General features: G+C 42.0%; 16 protein-coding genes. 1 reads left to right on the forward strand and 15 read right to left on the reverse strand.

Going from position 1 to position 24,731, the window contains the following annotated elements; all coding sequences use genetic code 11:
* Positions 1 to 71 precede the first annotated feature (71 nt).
* The 9 genes from AC59JO_RS26205 to AC59JO_RS26245 form a co-directional block, all read right to left on the reverse strand.
* The gene (locus AC59JO_RS26205) at positions 72 to 1,760 is read right to left on the reverse strand and encodes a glycoside hydrolase family 9 protein (protein ID WP_497309178.1); all 1,689 of its coding nucleotides are present in this window, start codon (positions 1,758 to 1,760) and stop codon (positions 72 to 74) included.
* Positions 1,761 to 2,008: 248 nt separating this feature from the next.
* The gene (locus AC59JO_RS26210; protein ID WP_413668564.1) at positions 2,009 to 3,814 is read right to left on the reverse strand and encodes a beta-N-acetylhexosaminidase; all 1,806 of its coding nucleotides are present in this window, start codon (positions 3,812 to 3,814) and stop codon (positions 2,009 to 2,011) included.
* Between the two features lie 201 nt (positions 3,815 to 4,015).
* The gene (locus AC59JO_RS26215) at positions 4,016 to 5,428 is read right to left on the reverse strand and encodes an efflux transporter outer membrane subunit (protein ID WP_413668565.1); all 1,413 of its coding nucleotides are present in this window, start codon (positions 5,426 to 5,428) and stop codon (positions 4,016 to 4,018) included.
* 67 nt (positions 5,429 to 5,495) lie between these two features.
* A complete protein-coding gene (locus tag AC59JO_RS26220; RefSeq protein ID WP_497309181.1) occupies positions 5,496 to 8,696 on the reverse strand; it encodes an efflux RND transporter permease subunit in 3,201 nt (1,066 codons plus the stop codon).
* 24 nt (positions 8,697 to 8,720) lie between these two features.
* The gene (locus AC59JO_RS26225; protein ID WP_413668567.1) at positions 8,721 to 9,866 is read right to left on the reverse strand and encodes an efflux RND transporter periplasmic adaptor subunit; all 1,146 of its coding nucleotides are present in this window, start codon (positions 9,864 to 9,866) and stop codon (positions 8,721 to 8,723) included.
* A 406-nt stretch (positions 9,867 to 10,272) separates the two neighbouring features.
* Positions 10,273 to 10,887 carry a TetR/AcrR family transcriptional regulator gene (locus tag AC59JO_RS26230; RefSeq protein ID WP_121227285.1) on the reverse strand — a complete coding sequence of 205 codons (615 nt, stop codon included), beginning with the start codon at positions 10,885 to 10,887 and terminating at the stop codon, positions 10,273 to 10,275.
* A 141-nt stretch (positions 10,888 to 11,028) separates the two neighbouring features.
* Positions 11,029 to 11,544 (reverse strand): DinB family protein, encoded by a 516-nt coding sequence (locus tag AC59JO_RS26235; protein WP_497309184.1) that lies wholly within the window; start codon positions 11,542 to 11,544, stop codon positions 11,029 to 11,031.
* Between the two features lie 94 nt (positions 11,545 to 11,638).
* Positions 11,639 to 12,799: an MFS transporter gene (locus AC59JO_RS26240; protein ID WP_497309186.1), complete on the reverse strand. Its 1,161-nt coding sequence runs from the start codon at positions 12,797 to 12,799 to the stop codon at positions 11,639 to 11,641.
* A 58-nt stretch (positions 12,800 to 12,857) separates the two neighbouring features.
* Entirely contained in the window at positions 12,858 to 13,028 is a 171-nt protein-coding gene (locus AC59JO_RS26245) for a hypothetical protein (protein WP_158604066.1), read from the reverse strand.
* A 237-nt stretch (positions 13,029 to 13,265) separates the two neighbouring features.
* Here AC59JO_RS26245 and AC59JO_RS26250 point away from each other — a divergent pair, with 237 nt between their 5' ends.
* Complete coding sequence (locus tag AC59JO_RS26250; RefSeq protein WP_091210494.1) at positions 13,266 to 14,432, forward strand: putative sensor domain DACNV-containing protein; 1,167 nt, start codon at positions 13,266 to 13,268, stop codon at positions 14,430 to 14,432.
* 126 nt (positions 14,433 to 14,558) lie between these two features.
* On the opposite strand, the gene AC59JO_RS26255 is transcribed toward AC59JO_RS26250, so the two are convergent.
* The 6 genes from AC59JO_RS26255 to AC59JO_RS26280 form a co-directional block, all read right to left on the reverse strand.
* Positions 14,559 to 14,834 (reverse strand): hypothetical protein, encoded by a 276-nt coding sequence (locus tag AC59JO_RS26255; RefSeq protein WP_091210495.1) that lies wholly within the window; start codon positions 14,832 to 14,834, stop codon positions 14,559 to 14,561.
* 156 nt (positions 14,835 to 14,990) lie between these two features.
* Positions 14,991 to 17,123 (reverse strand): polyribonucleotide nucleotidyltransferase, encoded by a 2,133-nt coding sequence (pnp, locus tag AC59JO_RS26260; protein ID WP_497309189.1) that lies wholly within the window; start codon positions 17,121 to 17,123, stop codon positions 14,991 to 14,993.
* Positions 17,124 to 17,250: 127 nt separating this feature from the next.
* Positions 17,251 to 17,529, reverse strand: a complete 279-nt coding sequence (gene rpsO, locus AC59JO_RS26265; protein ID WP_090524765.1) for a 30S ribosomal protein S15 — start codon at positions 17,527 to 17,529, stop codon at positions 17,251 to 17,253.
* 448 nt (positions 17,530 to 17,977) lie between these two features.
* A complete protein-coding gene (locus AC59JO_RS26270; protein WP_497309191.1) occupies positions 17,978 to 20,212 on the reverse strand; it encodes a S41 family peptidase in 2,235 nt (744 codons plus the stop codon).
* A gap of 119 nt (positions 20,213 to 20,331) precedes the next feature.
* Positions 20,332 to 22,134, reverse strand: coding sequence for a M61 family metallopeptidase (locus AC59JO_RS26275; RefSeq protein WP_497309193.1), 1,803 nt, complete (start codon positions 22,132 to 22,134; stop codon positions 20,332 to 20,334).
* A 243-nt stretch (positions 22,135 to 22,377) separates the two neighbouring features.
* Positions 22,378 to 24,522 (reverse strand): S9 family peptidase, encoded by a 2,145-nt coding sequence (locus tag AC59JO_RS26280; RefSeq protein ID WP_497309195.1) that lies wholly within the window; start codon positions 24,520 to 24,522, stop codon positions 22,378 to 22,380.
* Positions 24,523 to 24,731 lie beyond the last annotated feature (209 nt).

Consider the following 24,731-nt stretch of genomic DNA (forward strand, 5'->3'; position numbering starts at 1 on the left):
CTTAGTTGTTTGAAGATAGGGAACCGGGTAGTAAATATGACAATTTGAGGTATAAAAAATGACAGCTCAAATTATTGCTGTATAGCCATTGCCGTCACAGCCTGCAGATACCATGCGGCATGAGGCAACCATTGCTCTGTCCAGCGCCATTCGTTGCCATTATCCTTCATTTTAAAATCGATACCACTTCCGTCAGGATTTTCCTTTTTACCAGTGATACCATTGGAGATTCCACCTTTGCCGGAGCCATGCCCAAAGTTCGAACTCATGTAAGGCACATTGCTTTTACCAAACTGGTACATAAAACACATTTGGTAAGGGTTGCAACCCAATATCCAGGCTATTTGGTGCGAGGCATATTCGGCCAGTTCTTTTTTTACGCCCCAGCCACCTTTCTCAGGATAAATTAACCTTCCTCCTATTAGTGCCGCAGTAGCCAGCGAGCCGAGGCGGGCGTTTTCGCCCTGCCACCACCAGCCGGTTTCATTTTCATGCGGAATAAAAAAACCATCTTTTACTGTACCCCTGAATTTAAACGACTGCCGGGCGTACCCAAACGGATTGTCGACATTAGCAGTAACTTTAAGATTATAATCTAAAGCCTTTTTTATGGTAGATAAGGCTGCGGTACGTTCATCTGCATCCTTTTCTTTGTCGAGATATCTGCATAATGCAACAACAGGCATTCCCGCATCTGCTGCATGCCAAAAGGGCCTGTCACCATCATCGGCAATAAAATAACCTGCGGGGCTCATTCGCTTATTCAGGTTTTCGGCACGCTTGCGGGCTTCGTCCCGGTAGAGGGTGCTATCCGTCGCTATCCACAATTCGGTAGCCGCCATCAGGGCACAATAATCGTCAATGATGTTTTCCTTACCATCGTCATCATATTTAGTATTGTTTATCAGCAGATGAGCAAAGGCCCGCTTAGCGGCAGCAAGATATTCGGCCGATTTAAAATCACCGTCTTTTTTCAATTGAGAGATCCTTGCCAATGATGCTATAGCCATTCCACCGCCCTCACGAAACGCGGCCTGGTATTCATCGGTAGTAACGCTGTTTGCCTTTAACCCTACAACTCGCCTTGCTTTAGGGTCTTTATTAAAGTAACTGAACACGATCATATAAAAATAATCGTCTTTCGATAAGGCACGCATCATATAGTCGGCCCCCCAAAGCGCTTCGTTTACCATGCCATCATAAACGTTTAGTTTATTTAATAAACCCGGAGCTGTTTGCACCGTGTTGATCATCGACCACGTTACCAGGGGAATTTGCTGGGGCGACACGAAATTGGCATAAGCTAAATGCGAAAAGTACTTGCTCACATCACCCGATGCATCGCACCAGCCGCCGCGCAGATCAACGGTTTTATCGCTACCGTAAAGCTGAACAACGGAGTCGGCCTGTAGTTCGGTTGGCGTGTTGGCCCGTTGCCTGTTATAGTAACTTAATATTGAAGGGATGGTAGCCATCGCCAATGCATTATCTTTGATCTCGAACCAATCGGATACCGCCCCTTTATTTTTGCCTATCATAAGCCGGTATTTACCTTCGGTTTTAAATCCTGAAAAATCGGCCTGATAAAAGTATGCGCCCTTTGCCCACTCATCTACCTGTAAATGCTTGCTCAATTTTCCGGTAAAAGTTATTTTGCCCGCCGTATTTTGCAATTGAAATGTTGTACCCGCGGTAAATTTAGCATCGTTACGTACAACGATGGTCTTTGCTCCACGCGCGTCGTATGCCACCTGATTCATGTAAAAAACAGGGTCGGCTTTGCATAAGTAACAAAGCAGCGTAAAGAAAATTGAAAGGATAATTTGGCGGTTAAACAGGTTCATGTAAATGCAGATTAATTGGCAAAATGGAATGCCTGCAATTTACAGCATTTATGCACCCGGTATCGCTTACGCAGCAAAAACCTGCCCCTAATTTACCACTACAAAAACAAAGCCCTGCTTACTTGACATATGCAGGGCTTTGTAATTAATGCTATTCGGTATTACTACTTCTTCTTTTTGTGCGATGATTTATGGCTGCTGCCAGATGATGACGACTTTTTAGAAGATGACGATTTCTTCGAAGATGAATGTTTTGACGAAGATGATGAATGCCTGGACGAATGTTTGGAAGAATGTTCTTTTTTAGACGAACGGCCATGTCTGTGCCTGCGTGTCGGCCTGTCTTCGTCACCATAATCTACATTCTCAGGCTTAGGCATCCTCCTGATCTTAGGGCCAAAGTCAATGGCTTCGTCATGGAAAAATTTATCGAATGGATTGAAATAATAGATATTGGCCGCATCGTAAATCTTGATACTTGCTTTTAAGCGGTTGTTAAATGCTTCCTCGTCTTTTAATTCGGGTGCTGTCCAACCGGCTTCTGCTAAACCGGCAATACGCGGGAATAGCATAAAATCAAGACGTTTTTCAGACCCTATCATTTCTGTCCAGATGTTGGCCTGTACACCTATGATCTGTTTTGACTGTAAGTCCTCGTTGTTTTGTAGTTGTTTTTCAGGGAAACCATAAACGCTACCCACCGTATTATATACCCCTTTCCACCTCCGGCCGGAGATATGATCGGCATCCTGCACAAAATCAAAGTACATTGGTAAACGTGGGCAAAGTACCACCTGGTAACCTTTTTGAACCGCCAAATGCAGCTGTCCCGGCAAATTCTGTCTCCACCAAAAAATAATGGTTTTATCAGCAGGCAGGTTTGTACCTGTTGCTTCGTCCCATGCCAATACTTTATCACCCGCATTGATAGCGGTATCAGCTACGCGTTTAAAGAAATAACGTTCCAATTCACCCACATCAGCAAAATTATTCTTCTGCATAAAGTTGGCAATTGAAGGATTAAGCGACCAGGCCTTAACACCCAAAGCAACCTCATCGCCACCTAAATGGATCATTTTAGAAGGAAATAATGCACTGGTTTCCTTAATGATATTACCAAGAAACTGGTAAGTGCTATCGATTGCGGGGTTAAACGTAAAATTAGGATAGCCTTCAACACTGCCACCACTAAACTGCGGATATGCTTTGTTGGCGGCAGTAGCATGGCCTGGCATATCAATTTCAGGGATCACAGTTATAAACCTTTCGGCAGCATAAGCAATGATATCTTTGATTTGGGCCTGAGTATAATATTGAGGGTCTGCTACTGAATCGCTGTAATTCCCAATTCCACCAATCAGCGTTAACTTAGGGTATTTTTTAATCTCTAAACGCCAGCCTTGCGCATCGGTTAAGTGCCAGTGAAATTTGTTGAGCTTATAATACGCCATCCAATCAAGGATTTGCTTCACCTTTTCGGCCCCAAAAAAATGGCGCGATTCGTCGAGCATCAATCCACGCCATTGATAACGTGGGGTATCGAAAATGGTTAAAGATGCTAAGTTGATACTTTCGCCACGTGGCTGATCTTTGATCATCTGCAGTAAAGAAACCACGCCATAAAAAACCCCGTCGCGATTGCTTGAGGATATAGTGATTTCGTTAGCAACAATTTTTAAAGAATAGGCCCCGGCAGTAGGGTCGCCATTGGTTAAAAGCAAATGAATAACGCTGCCTGCATCTTTATTATCAACAGCAAGCGTAAAACCGGCTAATTGGTTTACCTGCTTTTGAAAATATCGGGCTATCGGCAATAACGAAGCATCATTTACACCAACAGTACTATGATTGTTAAAAGTAAACTGCCCTGTACCGCTAACAACAGACTTAGGCTGAGGGATTATATTGACATTTTGCGCCCGAACGGAACCGCAAAACAGAAGAAATACAAGTACGATCTTAAGCTTCATTTAAAAAACAACTCAAATAGTTTGGGGCTGCTATGATATGAATTTTCTTTCAAAAACAGGGTAATTTGTTTGTAACAAAGTGTTTAAATGATATAACAAGAATCTTTTTACCTCAAAAACACGCAAGTAGTATACATTATAAAACAAAAGCGGCCCCGAGTATTCAGGGCCGCTTTCCGTTTTCATAGGGGTAGATAAAGATTATTTCCAGCCGCCGCCCAATGAGCGGTAAAGCTCGGCATTGGCGCTAAGTTGAGCCATTTTAATAGATGCTAATTCAAGTTCACCTTGCAGTACGTTACCTTGAGCGGTAATCACTTCAAGATAAGTAGCGAGACCATTTTTAAACAACATGCTGGCATTAGAGGTAGCCTGTTGCAATGTTTTAACACGGTTTGCAGCAATAGCCTGTTGTTCTTTTAATTTTTGAAGCCTAACCAAAGCGTCAGATACTTCGCCAACTGCATTTAATACAGACTGGCGGAATTGGATCACTGTTTTTTCGCGGTCAACTTTGGCAACTTCATATTGGGTACGCAACTGCTTGTGCTGTAACAAAGGTTGGGCAATCCCCCCAGCAACTGTACCGAACAATGAAGCAGGGATGTTAAACCAGTTACTTGATTTAAATGAGTTTAAACCACCCTGACCTGTAATAGTTAATGAAGGATAAAGCTGAGCTTTGGCAATACCAACCCTCGCGTTAGCAATGTTCAAAGCCAGTTCAGAGCTCCTTACATCAGGCCTGCGGCTAACCATAGCCGATGGCACACCTGTTGAAAGGGTTTCAGGAAAGCTAATGTCATTAAGCGTAACGTTGCGTTCAATTGCGTTAGGTAACCTGCCTGCTAATATGCTTAAACCGTTTTCCTGAACATTGATATCCCGTTCAAACTGAGGAACCAGCTGCGCAGCCGCTTCCAACTGAGCCTGGGCCTGCTGAACACCTAAAAGGGTTACCTGGCCGGCATCGTACTGCAATTTGATGATGCGTAAAGTACTATCATTCAGTTTTACGTTTTTCTTTGCAATATTCAGCTGCTCATCAAGCATCAGGAGGTTATAATAACCTTGAGATACACTTGACACGATATTGGTTTGGATAGCCCTTTTAGCCTCATTAGTTTGCAGGTACTGTGCTAAAGCTTCGCGGTTTTGACTGCGGATTTTGCCCCAGATATCGGCCTCCCATGAAAGGGCTAAATTTGCATTATAATCTTCGATATGTTTAGTACCGATGCCATATTGCTTAATGCTTAAACCATTGATGCTATTGTCCGACGGACGGTTTGTACTTGCGGTAACGTTTAAACCTAAAGTAGGTGCGTAGTTCCATTTAACCTGTTTAAATTGCAACTCGGAGGCTTCAATGTTTTTAACCGCCACCTGCATATCGTAATTTCTAACAATAGCACTGTCAATCAACTTTTGAAGAGCGGCATCGGTAAAAAAGTTTTTCCATTGTAAGTCGGCAATGCTGCTGGTATCACCAGTGGTAACCGCGTTCCTGAAGGTTTCAGGTTGCGCGTCCTTTGGCGTAGCAACATCTTTTGAAACTTTACAGCCGGCCAGCACCACCAATGCTAAAGCCAAACTGCCTATTATATTTTTCATTGTTATATCTTTTTTAAACTATCACAGGTTTGAAACCCTGTGATAGTTTTAGTTGATGTTTGATTGATTAAGCTGAATATTCATTTTCAAGCACGGCCACATCCTTACCATGGTCGCCGGCGGCGGCAAGCGGTTTAGGTTTACCACTGATGCGTTCCTGCAAACCCTGGAATATCACGTATAGTACAGGTATGATGAACAAACCTAACAATACGCCTGAAACCATTCCGCCTGCTGCACCAATACTGATAGAGTGATTACCCTGTGCAGATGGACCGGTAGCAATACTCATCGGGAACAAACCGAATACGAATGCCATTGAGGTCATGATGATTGGACGGATACGGAGTTGAGCAGCTTCAATAGCCGACTGAACCAGCCCGTGCCCTGCCCTTCGCCGTTGTACCGCGAACTCTACGATCAGGATGGCGTTCTTCGCTAACAAACCGATAAGCATGATCAGCGCTACCTGTACATAGATGTTGTTTTCGATACCGGTTAAGCCCAATACAATGAACACACCGAATAAACCTGTAGGTATTGAAAGTATTACCGCCAATGGCAGGATATAACTTTCATACTGTGCTGATAACAGGAAGTATACGAACACCAAACACAACAGGAAGATCACTGTTGACTGACCGCCTGAAGCGATCTCCTCACGGGTTTGACCGGTGAACTCATAAGCAAAGCCTTGTGGTAACTGCTCTTTGGCAGTTTCCTCTATCGCTTTGATGGCATCACCAGAGCTGTAACCTGGTTTAGGAATGGCATTGATCTCGATAGAGTTAAACAGGTTGTAACGTGAAGCAGTTTCTGAACCATACACACGGGTTAATTTAACCAGGGTATTGATCGGCACATTTTCGCCTGATTTGTTTTTAACAAACACACGGTCAATTGCTGAAGGATCAGTCCTGTCGGCAATATCAGCCTGAACAACCACACGATAGTATTTACCGAAGCGGTTAAAGTCCGATGCCTGTGCAGTACCAAAGTAAGCCTGCATAGTTGAAAGGATATCTTTCACACTTACACCTAACTGGTTGGCTTTTTCATCATCAACTTCTAATTGTAATTGAGGGTAATCGGCTTTATAAGAAGTAAAGGCGTAAGCAATTGCGGGTTTCGCCATTAGCTTGCCGATAAAGTTATTAGCAACACCGCTAAATTTATCAAGCCTGCCGTTGGTTTTATCCTGCAGCATCACATCCAAAGCTTCCACGTTACTAAATCCCGGAACAGTTGGAAAACTGAACACGAAGAAAGTACCACCCGGTATACCTGCTAATCTACCTCTAACTATATTTTGTATCGCATCGATATTTTTAACCTCACCCCTTTCTTCAGTGGGTTTTAACAGCAAGAAGATTACACCGGCTGATGGACTGCTGGATTGGGTTAAGAAGTTAAAACCAGACAACGCGGTAACAAATCGTGCAGACGGCAGTGTTTTCAACTGATCTTCAGCTTGTTTAAATGTTTTATTAGTTCCCGCTAATGAAGTACCTGATGGTGTATTAACAGCGATGGCCACAAAGCCCTGATCCTCTGTTGGGATGAAGCCTGTCTTGGTTTTGTTTACCATATAAACCGTGGCAACAACTACTAAGGCAAGGCCAGCCATACTGATCCATTTATTACGGATCAGAACTTTCAAGCCCCCAACATACCTGTTGGTCATATAATTAAAGCCACCGTTAAAGCCTGCGTAAAATTTATCTACAAAACTTTGCTTAGGGGCGTCATGACCATTTTCACTGTGTTTATTCTTTAAGAATAAAGCAGCAAGAGCAGGACTTAAAGTTAAAGCGTTAACAGCTGATATAATGATAGATATAGCCATGGTCAACGCAAACTGGCGATAAAAGATACCTGTAGAGCCAGTCATGAAACTCACCGGTAAAAATACCGCCGCCATAACCAGCGTAATAGATATGATCGCACCGGTAATCTCGTGCATCGCTTCGGTAGTCGCAGCTTTAGGGGTAAGGCTTGGATCATGCTCCATTTTGGCATGCACCGCCTCCACCACCACGATGGCGTCATCCACAACAATACCTATGGCCAGCACCAGTGCAAACAGCGTTAAAAGGTTAATCGAGAAACCAAATAAGTTCATGAAGAAGAACGTACCGATGATAGCAACCGGAACCGCTATCGCGGGGATCAACGTTGATCTGAAATCCTGCAGGAACACAAATACTACCAGGAACACCAATATAAAAGCCTCTACCAATGTATGCTCAACCTGGTTAATTGATTCATCAAGGTCTGTTTTGGTACGATAGAACTGGTTGTATTTGATACCAACAGGGAAATCTTTTGATAATTTCACCATCAGGTTATCAATCGCAATCTGAATTTCATTAGCATTTGAACCTGATAACTGGATAATACCAATAATAATACCGTCGTGGCCATTCAGGTTACTTACACTATTATATGAATAAGCGCCCAGTTCAACGCGCGCTACGTCTTTCAAACGCAATACAGAACCATCTGCGTTAGCGCGGATAGCAATATTCTGATATTCCTCTGGTTTGGTAAGTTTACCTTTATATTTAATTACATATTCAAATGCTTCGTTGCTGCGTTCACCAAATTTACCTGGTGCTGCTTCAAGGTTTTTATCCTGTATAGCGGCGGTTACTTCGGCAGGTGTAACATTGTAAGCTGCCATTTGGGTTGGGTTTAACCAAACACGCATGGAGTAATCCTTAATACCGCCAAAAATGCTGGCAGAACCTACACCCGGAATACGTTTAATTTCCGGAACGATATTGATCTGTGCATAGTTGGCTACAAAGGTTTGATCGTATTTTTTAGGATCTTCAGAGTAGATCGCCATAGCACCAATAAAACTGTTTTGCTGTTTGGTGGTTGTAATACCATATTGCAAAACCTCGGCAGGTAACTGGCTTGAAGCCTGAGAAACACGGTTTTGAACGTTCACCGCTGCCTGATCGGGGTTGGTGCCTTGTTTAAAGTAAACGGTGATACCTAATGTACCGTCATTACTGGCGGTGGAAGTCATATAGGTCATATTTTCCACACCGTTAATGGCTTCTTCTAACGAAGGGGTAACGGAACGCAAAATAGTTTCCGCATTGGCACCCGGATACACAGCAGATACTAATACCGATGGAGGGGCAATATTAGGAAACCGCTCTAAGGGCAATTTTGTTAAACCAAGCACACCCACTATCACCAGCAATATGGAGATAACAGTTGAGAGTACCGGTCTTTCTATAAATTTCTGAAACATGACTTTAAAGTTTAAGTGTATGTATTATTTCTTAACTACAGCGGCAACTTTATCTGAAGCCTTTTGAGGCTGGATCACCATGCCTTCCTGTAGTTTATCGATGCCCTCTAACACGATCTGGTCGCCGGCTTTAATAGCCTCTTTATCTTTAACCAGGTAGTGATCGCCCGATTTACCAACGATGTCGATAGCTTGCTTTTTAACTTTGCTGCTATCACCCACGATAAATACGAATACTTTGTCCTGCATTTCAACAGTTGCCGATTCCGGCACGATCAAAGCATCTTTATGGCTCAGGCTCAAACGGATCTTACCGGTATTGCCCGAACGTAAAAGACCATCAGGATTTGAGAAATTTGCCCTTAAGGTGATAGCACCGGTGTTTTTATCAAACTGGCCGTCAACGATATCAATTTTACCTTGTTTAGCGTATTCGGTGTTATCAGCAAGCAATAATGATACTGAAGGAACATTTTTCAATTTATCTTTCAGGCTGGCACCCGGATATTGTTCTTTAAAAGCTACGAAATCCTTTTCGCCCAATGAAAAGTAAACGTGTACGTCATGTACGTCTGATAGTTGAGTTAATGGAGCAACATCTGCGGGAGCAACAAGGCTACCTTGTTTCTTAGCAAGCAGGCCGATATAGCCGCTAACAGGCGCTTTTATTAAGGTATAACCTAAATTGATCTGCGCGGTAGCTACATTAGCTTTAGCCGATTCGATATTGGCTTTGGCTACATCAGCAGCAGCTTTAGCTGTTTTTAACTGGTAGTCAGATACTACTTTGTTGGCAACAAGCGGAGTTAATTTTTCAACTTCCAGTTGTGCGTTTACCTGTGCTGCTTCAGCCGCGTGTAAGCTTGCTAATGCATTATTTAAAGCTGCGCGGTATGGTTGCTCATTAATTTTAAATATTGGCTGGCCAGCAGATACGAATGCGCCTTCGTCAACAAATACTTTATCTAAAGTGCCGCTTACCTGTGGTCTGATCTCTACGTTAACAGTACCTTCAATTGAAGCAGGATATTCCTGGAAAGTAGTTTCGGTACCTGACGCAATTGTAGCAACCGGTAATGCCGGCGGCGGTGGTGCTGTTGGAGCCTGCGGTGCAGATGAACATCCATATAATGTTAAAGCTGCAACTGCTGCTAAAAGGAGTGTTTTCATGAGTGATGATTTTAAGAGTGGTGAATGGATAGGGTTAGAATAAGCCGTTGGGCTTGTGATATATGATGATTTGATTGTTTTCATTGTTTTATTATTGCCGATCATTTTTCAATTGAGATGCCAGCTACATACTTAATTGACTATCAATTGTTTATATTTATACTATTTGATTTCCAATGCCTTATATCGTTATTTTCACGATTTTTCATGACGATATACCGAAACGATGTGTGCTAATTACAGCAGTTGCATAAATTAGATGTTACAACACCGTTAAATCGTTTAACACTGTTAAATAGATTTTGTGGGTTGTGAGTGAGCTTTTCCATTGTATTAAGAGTTTGTTTTAAAAAGTGCTTAACAGTTACTTAACACTGTAAGATAATTTAACAGTGTTGTTTCCAGGTCACAAAAGAACAGCATCTTTCATCGACCTGATAATACCGCCTATGGTATCTTTCAAAACCTGTCGGTTAACTTCGTCAGAGAAACCTCTGCTTAGTAAGTTTATAGATACCAATCCATGTACAACCGACCAAAAAGTGTAGTATTTGGTACAAATCATTTCGTCGTTGATATCCTTTATATGCATAACCTGCATAATAGCCTCGCTGATCATGGTAGTGAAACGCTGCGCTTCGGGCATTGCTTTTACCATCTCGCAGCAGCAGTTCATCTGTACGCCAAACATAACCTGGTAAAGTTCCTTATTATCAAAAGCAAAATTCCAGTATGCAAGCCACATAGCCTCCAGTTGCTCTTCAGGACGCAGATAGTTTTCTTTTGCTACCTCCATATCTTTGGCTAATATCAAATAACCTTTGCGGGTAAGTTCCATTAGTATGGCATCTTTATTTGCAAAGTATTCATATATAATAGGGGCGGTATATTCAATTACGTCAGCAATTTTACGCATGCTTAAGGCTTGCCAGCCTTCATGCTTAACTATGTGGAGCGCGGCATCCAGAATATTGACCCTGGTTTCCTCTTTTAAGCGCTGAATTCGTTCTTTACTTGCCATTTCGATTACACTATTAAATCATTTAACAGTGTTAAGCAAAAGTATAACGGTTTTAGAGATTATTTACCATCCCTTTGTAAAAAACGTTTCATCCAATTGTCATGGATTAAACCTTTTTGGGCAAATCCAGTCGGCAAACGCTTATTTTTTTACCAGGTAAACCAATTGCCCAATATGATAGCCCTGGTGTATAGTACGATTAATCAGGATATTCAATCTGTTACGGTGCGGCTCTTTTACAAAATCATCCGCAGAAATAGCGCTATGCGGCTTAAACCAATCTTCGGGCTGCATGGCATTCATCCTTTCAGTTAAAACCTCATTTACTTTAGCCCAATATTGTTTCAGTTCGGCCAATGAAAGTTTCTCCAAACCTGAATTTTCAGGACTTTTCACAAATATTTGATCGAGCTGAGGATAAAGCCTCTCACCCAGGCCTAAATAGCTAAACATTCCATCACTAACAGCAGTAAGGTGCCCCAACAGGTAAACACCGCTGTTTCGGCCGGGGGCCGTTTCAGCAGCGATGGCTTCGTCAGTCAGTTTATCGAGTAAACCATTTAAGCGACTGTTTTGTAGTTCCCAATTGGAAACTACCATCTTGATAAACAATTCGGTTGACGGTTGTACGTTGGTTTCGGTAATGTTTGTGCTCATTTTTTGCAGATGTAATATCAAACCGGCTGATTTGATATTACAATTATAAGCTAAAACAGAATCGAAGTTATATGGATGAACTTATTTGACAAAACTATGATACCGCAGGCTCGTCTTCAATTTTCCTTACCATCCATATCATCATGGCGGCAAAAGCGGCAACAACGAAGAAAGCAATCTGCAGGTTGGCTATCTGGGCAATAAAGCCAACTATTGGCGGTATGATAACAAAGCCAAGATATCCCACCGTAGATATAGCCGCCAATGCCTGGCTGCTGTTCATTGTTTTGGATTTACCGGCCATGCTAAATACCAGTGGCACTATACACGATACGCCCATACCTATCATAGCGTAGCCCAAATAAACAGTTAATGTATATGGCAAAAACACAGATACCAGCAGCCCCGACAGAACCAATGCGCTGCTGTAAGTTAAAACCTTTTTAATGCCAATGGCAGATACTACCCTATCGCCTGCAAACCGGCCGATGGTCATGGTAACCATGTAAACTACAAAACCGGCTTCAGCGAATGATTTGGTAGCATGTACAACCTTTTCAAAATAAACGCCGCTCCAGTCGTACAAAGTGTTTTCGCAGGCCATTGAAGCAAAACAGATCAACGAAAATTTAAGCAAATGTTTATCAGGCATAGAAAATACCGATTTGTTGGGTGTTTCGGCTGGCTGGTAATCATATGTCGACGGATAAAATATTACTGAGAGAACCAGCATCGCTACTCCCACAAACAATAAATGATATGACGGGGCCACGTTAAACAACACCATTACATAACCTACTGCAGCCCCGCCGAAGCCGGCCAGGCTCCAGATGCCGTGAAACGTTACCATAATGGATTTATCATACAAAGCCTGGATCCCAACGGCCTGTGAATTCATGGACAAACCCAATATATTACGTGTAGAACCTATAAAAAATAAAACAACAATTAACTGCCACATATACGCCGCAAAGCCGGGCAAACAAAGCACCAGGCTAAATGCCAATGCTCCTATCAGCATCATTACACGACTGCTGAAATGCTTGATCATTTTGGCAGTTAAAGGCATGGTAAGTATCAGGCCGACAGGCATAGCAAACAGCACAACCCCTAACTGGGCTTCATTTAAATTAAGCTGATGTTTTATAGATGGAATACGCGAGGCCCACGAAGAATAACCGAAGCCCGAAACAAAGAAGAATACACTGTTGGCAATCCGCATTTTTGATTTACCCGCAGCCGATAGCTGATCCATGCCGCAAATTTATAGATAAATTGCATGTATAGACCCTGTTACTTTAATTTAATGCTGCTTACATACAAGGTTGCAATTGTGCACAAGGATTTTCATTTTTTTGCTCTTTATGAAAAACCTTGTTGAAGCCCTGTTGTACATAAGTTAAACCTAAGTTTAAAAGCGCTGAAACCTGCAATGGTGTAGTATCAGGCAGCGTAAGTGATATGATGTGCGATAGCAGTTTCATGATTATATTATCGTTTCCGGGTGCAAAATTGCTACAATAAATCTGAAAAAAATTTAACGTACATTAACAACTGACGTTAGGCAGATAATTGCATGCAAGTATGATAAACAGCTGACAATGTAGTGTTTAAATATGTTTAAAATTTAGCCATTTAAACCAATTATCCGCCAATTGCAATATTGAGGCGTTTGTTTGTAAGCCTGTTTATTTAGCTTTACTTTTGAGATAAGTATTTAAATGAAAGACACCACCAAAACTTTGAGTTCAGGACCTACATATAAAGCAGCCGGTAAAGTGGCAACCATTATCGAAAGGCATTTCAGGCATTTTCATGCCAAAGCGCTTGCCGATAACAACGAGATAGACCTTGCGCCTACTCCCAGCTGCACCACTATCGAATCACTTATCGATATCTCATTTTGGGCAAGTTTGCGCCGGGAAGAAGGATTTTCACCAAAATTCACCCTGGCTTTTTTGCCGCCCGAAGCCGCCGGTCAGCCGTTGTTGTTTGGCGGCAAAATTAAACTCGCACCTAATATCCTGACCAAATTTGCTTCGGCAGTACAACAGCCGGGCATTCATTTAGGCATCTGGATAGAAGATGATGAACTATACATCTGGGGAACCACCCTGGCTATTCCGGCTTACTGTTTTGTACTGGAAGTAATTGAACCCGGATTGCTGGTGATCAAACATCGCCGTATCGAGGGTTTTGGCAAATTTGTAAATATAGCCATATTAAAAGGCGATGACATTAAAGTAGTTGACGAGCACGGCTCCAGCATTTCTGATTGTCCTAATGTACTTTCGGCCATGCTTGATTTTACTTTGCCATCCCTGTGGAATGATCCGGTAAACGTATTAGTTCAACTGGCTACTTCTATGCAAGCCCACAAACGTGGTGGCATATTATTAGTTGTACCCTCCGAAAGCGAAGAATGGCGCAAATCTATTATTACCCCGATCTCCTACCCTGTTGATCCTCCCTTTTCAGGGCTTACCGATCTGATGATTCACGAAGGCATCGACCGTTACCACACCTCATGGCAGGAAAAAATGCGCCGTGCGGTTGATACCATAGGCGGATTAACTTCGATAGACGGCGCTACCCTAATAAATGATAAACACGAGTTGCTGGCTTTCGGTGCCAAAATAGGCCGCTCAGAAAAAAGTTCGCCTATCGAAGAGATTGTGGTAACAGAACCTATTGTTGGCTGCTCAACCCGGGTGATCCATCCTGCTCAAAATGGCGGTACAAGGCATTTGGCAGCCGCACAGTTTGTTTTCGACCAAAAGGATGCCTTAGCACTGGTTGCCTCTCAGGATGGCCGGTTTACGGTATTTGCATGGTCGCCGGTTGTAGGCATGGTTCACGCACATCAGATAGATATATTGTTACTGTAGATCATCAGAACTCGAATTAAATGGATTATTCGAATCAACAGAATAGAAGAAGGACAGCGGAGACAAAATTCGATAAATTCACAAAATTCGTTTAATTCGAGTTCAGACAAAAATTTTGCTTCAGCCTTAATCGCAATTCAACAACAAATCGTAATATTTTCTCATCAGCACGGTATCATAATTAACCAGCGACTGATAGGCTTCTGAAACAAGTTCATTAAGGATAGATGAACCCAGCTGACCGCCCCCATTTGGGATGGAGTCGTAATAAACAATAATTTCTTTAACCCTGATTATTTCATACAGCAACTGCTGAACCAAATCAGTCTGAGTACCCGCCTGCATTCCAGCCGAATTTTTATTCAGGAAATCTAAAGGATCATTATTAGTAGCAGGGGTCATTTTTTTATCAAACAGGATCGGAATTATGGTTTTACTAACTATATCTTAACAGTTAATAAGTTTAAACATCCGCTTTTTGTTTTAAAAAAATTAAAAAAAATTAAAACTAAATAACAAAACCCTCATAAAGAGGGTTTTGTTATTATAAAAAATTGCTTAGTTATTCTGTTTTGGCTCCGGTTTCGGCAATAAAACTTTGCGCGATAGTTTCAGTTTACCTTGCTTATCAACGTCAAGCAGTTTTACCCTTACCTCGTCACCTATCTGGAAGATACCATCCATAGTTTCAATACGGCGGTGATCAATTTCAGATATATGCAGCAAACCATCTTTACCAGGCATGATCTCAACAAACGCACCGAAAGGCATGATCGATTTCACTTTGCCTTCGTAAATTTCGCCTACTTCTGGTTTTGAAGCGATAGCGCGGATACGGCCTAAAGCTGCATCAATAGAAGCTTTGTTATCTGCAAAGATCTGAACGATACCCTGGTTGTCTTTTTCCTCGATAGAAATGGTTGCGCCTGTTTCACGCTGCATTTCCTGGATAATTTTACCACCTGGCCCGATAACTGCACCAATAAATTCTTTATCAATTTTAATGGTAACAATACGTGGAGCGTGCGGTTTGTAGTCGGCACGTGCCTCGGTAATGGTTTTAGCCATTTCGCCAAGGATATGTAAACGACCGTCTTTAGCCTGGTTTAACGCATTGGCTAACACCTCGTACGAAAGACCATTGATCTTCAGGTCCATCTGAACAGCAACGATACCGTTTTTGGTACCGGTTACTTTAAAGTCCATATCGCCCAAGTGGTCTTCATCACCAAGGATATCAGAAAGGATAGCATATTTGGTACCCATTTCATTGGTGATCAAGCCCATTGCAATACCTGATACAGGCTCTTTAATTTTAACACCAGCATCCATCAAAGCCAATGTACCCGCGCATACTGTAGCCATTGATGACGAACCGTTTGATTCCAAAATATCAGAAACTACACGGATAGTGTATGGGTTTTCATCTTCAGAAGGTAATACTTGTTTCAATGAACGCTGAGCCAGGTTACCGTGACCAATTTCACGACGACCGGCACCCCTGTTAGGCCTAACCTCGCCGGTTGAAAAACCAGGGAAGTTGTAGTGTAACATGAATTTCTGGTAACCGTTGATGAAAGCACCGTCAATCATTTGCTCGTCATCCTTAGCACCTAAGGTTACGGAAGTTAATGATTGAGTTTCGCCACGGGTAAATACAGCCGAACCGTGAGCAGATGGCAAATAACCAACTTCGCTCCATATCGGGCGGATCTGAGTAGTAGTACGACCGTCTAAACGTTTGCCTTCGTCTAATACAAGGTTACGGATAGCATCATACTCAACATCGTGGTAATATTTTTTAGCAAGTGTTTTGGTGATATCATCAATCTCGCCAAGAGTTTCGATATACTCGTCACGAACTTGTTTGAATTTCACAGCGCGCTCATCTTTTGCAGAGGCTGAAGAAGCAACAGCATATACCTTGTCATAAGTAGCAGCGTAGATGGCTTTTTTCAAATCCTCATTGCTGTGCTCATGGCTGTAAACGCGTTTTTCGGTTTTACCAACTTCAATGGTTAGTTCTTTTTGAGCCAAACATTGTACTTTGATAGCAGCATGAGCAAATTTGATAGCCTCAACCAATTCATCTTCCTGAATCTCTTTCGATTCACCTTCAACCATGTTGATATCGTGCTCGCTACCTGCAACAATAAATTCTAAAGTTGCGTTTTCAAGCGCGCTCAGGGTTGGGTTAATAACCAATTTGCCGTCGATCTTAGCAACACGTACTTCAGATATTGGGCCATTGAAAGGAATATCAGAAACAGCTAAAGCAGCAGAAGCAGCTAAGCCGGCAAGAGCATCAGGCATGATATCTTTGTCGGCAGATATTAATGAAATCATCACTTGTGTATCAGCGTGATAATCTTCCGGGAATAATGGACGCAAAGCACGGTCAACCAAACGTGAGATCAAAACCTCATAGTCTGATAAACGGGCCTCGCGGCGTAAAAAACCACCCGGGATACGGCCTGTTGCAGCGTATTTTTCCTGGTAGTCAACAGATAATGGCAAAAAGTCAACACCTTCTTTAGCTTCAGGCGATGATACAACAGTAGCCAGTAACATGGTATCACCCATTTTTACCACTACCGAGCCATCAGCTTGTTTGGCCAACTTACCTGTTTCGATCTCAATGGTGCGTCCGTCGCCCAGATCAATAACTTTTTTAATTACGTTTAAACTCATCTTTTTTTGTTTGTGATGCACTTTTCATCTTCGGGAGCGCATCGGATTATATGTGTGTAAATATATGTTTCAAAAGTAAAAAAGCCATCCTAAAATGGGGATGGCTTTTAAATAAAAAAGGAGAGAATTACTTAATGATATCCCTTAGCTGTAAAGCTTTGATGATAGCACGGTACCTTTCAATGTCTTTATTATACAGGTAAGCAAGTAATGCACGGCGTTTACCTACTAATTTTTGTAGCGATAATTGAGTTGAAAAATCCTTTTTGTTTTTTTTCAAATGCCCTGTTAAGTGAGCAATACGAGTAGTAAATAAAGCTACCTGACCTTCGGCTGAACCTGTGTCAGCTGCTGATTTACCATGTTTTGCAAAGATCTCTGCCTTTGCTTCTTTACCTAAATACATTACTTGAATAATATTAAAGCGTTAACTATTTTATTAATTGTGGGTGCAAAGATAGTGATTAATTATGCAAAAGCAAGGGGTGGGCAGATTTGTTTTTGATGGTTAATGAATGGTTGACTGGGTTGGATTAGTTGAGTGGCTGTTTTTATAGAGTTAATGGTTGCTGGCTGATTAAGTAAGTGCTTATTATTGTCTGAACTCGAATTTCTGGAATTAAAGAATTGACAGAATTTCAGGCACATTCGATAAAATCTTTAATTTGTTTAATTCCGGTTCAGACATAAATAAATCCGAAATCAAAAATCCCAACTCTGAAATTAATAATGGCGTTACCTCCGGCCCGCGCTATACGCTCATACGCCTGCAAGCTTTACGCACAGGCCGGTATCCGCTCCTATCGCTAACGCAGTTTTATTTAAAAATTAAACCAACCACTCAGCCCATCAACCTACTCCATGATCAAAGCTTTTGCCTTTTCAAGCGGCTCATCAATTCCTGCTTTAATTCCTTTAATGGTAGGTTTTACTACAACGTCAATTTTTACGCCCTTGCGCTGCGTTTGCGTTCCATCCGGATATAAAATCCCTATTCCCGAAAACAGGGAACTTATGCCGCCCGGCAAAGTAATTTGCGATATATTACCATCTGCTCCAGCCGTTGTGCTCCCTATAACCCTAACATTGGGCGAGCTCTGAAAAGCCATCGTGGTATACTCGGCCTGGCTTTGTGATTGCTCATTTACAATTACTATAACTTTACCTTGATAAGGATTATCCGGCTGTATGTTGAGCGGCGCTGTTTCTACAAATATCCCTGGCCGATTAATACTTCCGTTTGTAAACTTAACAAATGGCGCAGCGCCCGATTTTATGTACGCGCCAAAGGTAAAGGGCATAAACTCCGAAGGATAACAACGCATATCTATAATAATACCCTTCGTGTTCTTAAACATCTCCCTGATAGCAGGTAGGTTTGCATTGTGATATTTTGCCGGATACAGGTAGCCTATCTGCTCGTTAACCAAATAATAACCCGGGTCCTTAACACTTTTGTTGCTATAATCCATTAACCTAGCCTTGGAAACAAGTACGCCCTCATTTGCCGCATTTATTGTATTTCCATCGCGTTGTATTGTAAATTCAAAATGCGGGTTATTGGTGCGTAGTAAATAGTTGCCCGGCATATCTCTTAACTGTGTTGCGTAATTGGAGGCAGCAGTTATGGGCAGATATTTTCTGATCAGTTCATCAACCGTAATACCATTAATAGCAGTTATCACATCCCCTATCCTTAACTTTTCTTTAACAGCAAGCGAATCAGACTCAAAGCCGGTTATCACCAGTTTATTCTCCACAAACCGGGCCTTAAATGATGGGCGGTATTTACCTCGATAGTCTTCTAACTCGGCATTGCCACTCCAGATATTAGCATGCGTATCGTGGATGCTACTGATAAGCTTAAGCGTGGTGAGTATATATTCTGTTGAATTTTTATTGCCAATAAACTGAGGAATAAACTCGGGCAAGGTTTGGTTCCAATCTTTTCCTATCAAATGTTTGTAAGGAAAAAAGTACTGCACCATATTCCAATATCTAAACAAGCAAAGCAAGCGGTAGCCTGCGTCAGGATATTTCATTCTATAATATCCATTTTCATGATCAAACAAGGGATTACCTACACCCTCAGCCATGCTTACATAATAACTTTCGCTGATTTTATGATTATTCAAAATAAAGCGGAGTTTATCAGTAAATGATTTACTAAGTACCGAATGATCAAACAGATTTCCATAATCGGGCGTGGGCTTAACCGCTCTATCAATATCAGTTTTACAATCGTCACAAACATTCACTTTACCAAACTTATCTGCCCACTGCTCAAGCGCTTGGCTCAACTCGTTATTATTGCGGGCTTTTATAACAGCCGGCATCACCCTAAAGAGCTCGGCATCCATATTATAATCTCCTTTAGCTACAGCAGGATGATGATATTTTAAAAAGCCCCAAACCTGAGCAAGTAGTCTCAAATTGGTAGTTGCCTGCTGATTAAGTGTAATGGTATTAATTCCCGAACCATTTGTGAAAGCCGTATCCAACTCAGCTTTTGCCCGGACTATCTCTTTCGACGGTACATTTTCGATGGGCTTACCATCAATAAACAATTGTAAATTATCAACCCAAATTTTTCCTTTACCTGCCAAAAGCGCACCACCAATTACATTAATTGCCTTTTGGCTATTGTATGGTAATTTGATGCTATATTGTTTCCAGTCGCTTGTACCGCGGATATTTCGGCGCTGCATATTGTCAAAAGCGGAAGTACCGCCCACCCCAAGCCACAATCCTGCAAAACCAGAGCCAACACCTTCAAGTTTCAAGTATCCTTTTAGTTCAATCTCATTTCCTTCAAATCTCTTTGGAATGGCGAAGCTAACAATACTATATCCGGCACTATCCACCGCCGAAGCAATTGACAGCGCATATTTACCATGCTGCACAACAACGCTGTCTATTGCATGTTTATAATCACGGCCGTCGGTATGGTTCCAACCCTCGGGATATTTACTTTTATGATTTATTTTTTCAAAATCGCCATTTAATAAATCTTGTTGATTTTGGCCATTTGATTTATTGCAGCTAAAAAAGCACATTAAGAGGCATAAAAGCACCAGGAAGTTTTTCATTGATTTGGATAGGTTAAGTTTATAATGAAACCCAAACGCTATTTTTTTATGATTTAATATACAGTAAATCATAAAAAATAGCGTGTACCTATTCTTACAAAAAAAGCCGGGGAAACCGGCTACTTCCCTTCTGTCCAGCTTTTAAAAATGACAGCCTGCAGCTGATCAGGGTTTGGCAAGGGAGTTATCCTGAATGATTTTTCACGCTTTTTGCCGAGCGTTACGTTTATATCTTTTGTTTCGCCATTTTTCAGAATGGTAAACTTCACCACATCGCCTTCTTTACGGTTATCGAGTGCCTTACCCAAGGCTTCCGGATTAGCCGCCTCCCCATCAATTTTTAAAACAACGCTGCGACCGCGAATACCGGCATTCCAGGCGGGTGATTGGTAAGCCACTGTGGTGACGCGCATGGTATCACGCACCTGGCGCATGTTTAACCCGGCCCAGGCGTTTGAAACTGTGGTTGTTGCCGTATCTACAGCTAAACCGCCATAGGCAAAATACTTTGGATAATCCGGTGGTTTAACAGTCGATGCATATTCAAATACCTCTGTTAAAGGCACACCGGCCATTTTTTCACATTCGTTCCTGAACTCCCGCTCTGTAAAACCACGGTTTAACTTTTTGTAATATTTATAGTAAAGCAAACGCATTACATCATCAAGCGTTTTTTTATTTTGCGTAGCGTGGCGAATGCTAAAATCGAGCATCAAACCCAAAATCGGTCCTTTATCATAGTAAGAGATGGTTTTATTAAAGTCATCGCCCTGCCTGCCGTTAGGTCCGTCGTCCCAGGTATTGTAACTCGCCTGCGTTGCCGATTGATATAAATGCCCCGGCTGGTTTTCGTAGTTACGCAGATTGCTCTGAAAATCGCCGAACATATCTTCGTTATTCATTAAACCGGCGTGCCTGGTTATCATGTATTCATAATAAACTGTAAACCCTTCAGATACCCAAAGCATATTGGTATGGTTCTCCTTCGAGTAATCAAACGGACCAAGCTCAACCGGCCTGATGCGTTTTACATTGTAATGGTGAAAATATTCGTGAGCTATAAAATTGTAAAGCTTTTTACGAGCTTCGGGCGTGTTAAACCCTTCGCCGCCACTAAAACTTAATGAAGTTGAGTTCAAGTGCTCAATACCGCCGCCACCTGCACCTATCGACAGAAAAGTATAGTGCGTATAAGGTATTTCGCCAATGATATTACTGCCGGTTACTACAATCTTTTTCAGATCGTCCATAAATCCCTGCCTGTCGAAAGCGGGCAGCTGATAACCGATAAAGTTATGTGGTTTGTTTTGCACGCTGAAAGGTGGTAAAACTTCCAGTTCGCCCATTAAAAACGGACTGTCATAAAGCACATCAAAATCGGCTGCTTTGTAAACATGGTATTGCCCTTTAAGCGTATCCAAACCGGTAGCCACCAAATCTTTCCATTTGCTGTAAGGCTTCATTTTGATGGTAACCGGGTGACGTAACTCCTGCTCAAGGTACATGAATAAACCACCGGGGGTGATATAACCACGCGTTTCATCCAAATAAACGTTGCCTACAAAGGGAACAACGGCTTTTACATCATACGAGATCCTGACGTCACCAGCCGAAGGGTTGCTAACCTTCCAGATATCTTTAGTCGGCTTCTCAAATTTCAGCGTATTGCCCTTGGCATCAGTAACAGTAAAATTTTGAACCGCGCCCGCAAAGTTGATCAATTGGTAATACCCGGGCGTCCAAACGCACATTTTAAAATCGAGCGTTTTGAGGTGGGTTTTGTTGCTGAGCTCAACATGATACAAATGATCGGCGGCCTTTTCCATCGACACCGAATAGTGCATATTAACAGGCTGCTGAGCCAAAGCGCCCGCGCAAAAAAACAAGTTAAATGATAGGGTTAACTTAGATACTAATTTCATTACCGCAGAGGATTTTGCCCAATATAATAAACGGGGATTTATTTATCCGGCCACTTATCGGAAATTAGCCTGAAAGATGTGGGGATCTATTTCGGGGAGATAATTACCTGAAGACTTACGAAGTTTTGAAAACTTCGTAAGTCTGGGATTCTACGACTTGTCATGGGTAGGAATGTAGCTATGACATATGGGGATATTTTCTACAAAACTAACCACTCACCAACCAACCCAATCAACCACTCACTACTTTTCTATCCTCTCCAGCGCAAACAAAAACGCATAATTCAAAGCTTCTTCCTTTAAATAATCAAACCTGCCCGATGCGCCGCCGTGGCCATAACCCATATTGGTATGCAGCATGAGCACATTGTTATCCGTTTTATTGGCACGTAGCTTAGCCACCCATTTGGCAGGCTCAAAATACTGCACCTGACTGTCATGTAATCCGGTTATCACCAGCATGTTTGGATAGGCTTTCTTCTCCACGTTTTCATAAGGCGAATAGCTTTTCATGTATTTATAAGCCTCCTCATTTTTAGGATTCCCCCATTCATCAAATTCGTTGGTAGTTAGCGGGATACTTTCATCAAGCATGGTATTCACCACATCAACAAACGGCACCTCGGCTATAATACCATGCCACAGATCCGGGGCCATATTGGCAACCGCACCCATCAGCAAACCGCCGGCGCTCCCCCCTTCGGCATACAGGTGTTCTTTACTGGTATATTTTTGATCAACAAGGTATTTGCCGCAATCGATAAAATCGGTAAAGGTATTTTTCTTTTTCATCAGTTTGCCATCCAGGTACCATTGACGGCCCATCTCCTGCCCGCCCCTGATGCCGGCCATCGCAAAAACAAATCCCCTGTCAAGCAAACTCAATCGGGCACTCGAAAAATATACATCATTGGTGTAGCCATATGAACCGTAACCATAAAGCAGTAAAGGAGCCTTGCCATTCTTTTCAAAGCCTTTTTTGTAAACTAATGATATCGGCACTTTGGTACCATCTGTTGCGGTTGCATAAAGGCGCTCGGTTACATAATCATCAGCTTTGTAGCCACCCAAAACCTCCTGCTGCTTCATCAGTTTGGATTCTTTGGTATCCATATTATAATCAAAGGTTGATGATGGCGTGGTGAGCGAAGTATAACCATACCTTAATACCTTACTGCTATAATCGGGATTAGCACCTACATAAATAGTATAGGCAGCTTCCTTAAAGTCAACATAATGCTCCTGGTTTGATGCAAGGTTACGTACCCTGAACTGATTCAAGCCATTTTTACGTTCAGTGATCACAATGTAATCTTTAAACTCTTCAACACCTTCCAGCAATACATCCTTGCGGTGAGGAAGTACTTCTTTCCAATTACTGCTCTCGGTTTTATCAAGCGGACATTCCATCAGCTTAAAATTGATGGCATTTTGATTGGTTACTATCAAAAACTTATCGGCAAGGGCTGTTACACTATATAATACATCTTTAATGCGTGGCTGAAAAACCTTAAATGCTTCATTTGGCTTGCCTGCATCCAGGTACCTGAACTCGGATGATAAAGTAGCCCGAGACTGGATAAAAATATAATCGCCTGATTTTGACCTATCTACATCAATGTAATTTGATTTATCTTTTTCTTCGTAAACAACCACATCAGCTTCTTTTGAGCCTAAGGTATGGCGTTTAATCTTTTCTGTAAGCAGTGTCTCGGGGTTCTTGGCCGTGTAAAACAATGTTTTATTATCCTTAGCCCAAACAGATCCGCCGCTGGTGTTAACTATTGCATCGGTATAGATCTCTCCAGTTTCCAGATTTTTGATATGGATGGTATACTGCCTCCGCGAAACCATATCAATACCGTAAGCCAGCAGTTTATTATCCGGGCTGATATTAAAACCAGTTGCCGAATAGTAACTATGTCCCTTGGCCATTTCATCCACATCAAGCAGCACTTCTTCCTTAGCATCAAGACTACCTTTTTTACGGCAGTATTTGTAATATTCCTTTCCCTCGTCCGTACGGGAGTAATAATAGTACCCGTTTTTAAACACCGGCACCGATTCATCTTTCTCCTTGATCCTGGCCTTCATTTCATCAAACAATACCTTCTGAAAGTTTTTAGTACCGCTCATCATGGTATCCTGGTAAGCGTTTTCGGCTTTCAGATAGTCTACAGCTTTGGTACTGTCGGGACCTTTCTTAAAGTAGTCGATCATCCAGTAATAATTATCGGCAACGGTATCATTATGGATGGCGCGGATATGCGGTTTAACTTCGGCAACGGGCGGTTTTACATCGGGCCATTTATACATAGTACCTTGAGTATTTTGTTTACATGAAGATGCAATAATCAGCAAACTTACCGGAATAATGATTTTTTTCATCGGATAAATGGTTTAAAGTACTGAACCTTTTAAAGTTAGGCTTAAGAAATGGGAAAGGCAATAGGGTGTAAAAATCAAGCTGCATATTTATTTCCCCTTTAAAATCCCTCTTGAGAGCTATCATGTGGACACATCTTTTTAATATTATCATTGATAGAAAAAATGTCATTTCGACGAGCCAAGGGTGGGGTTTGTGCGCCAGAGGCGAG

This window comes from Mucilaginibacter sp. A5337 (genome assembly GCF_059690695.1).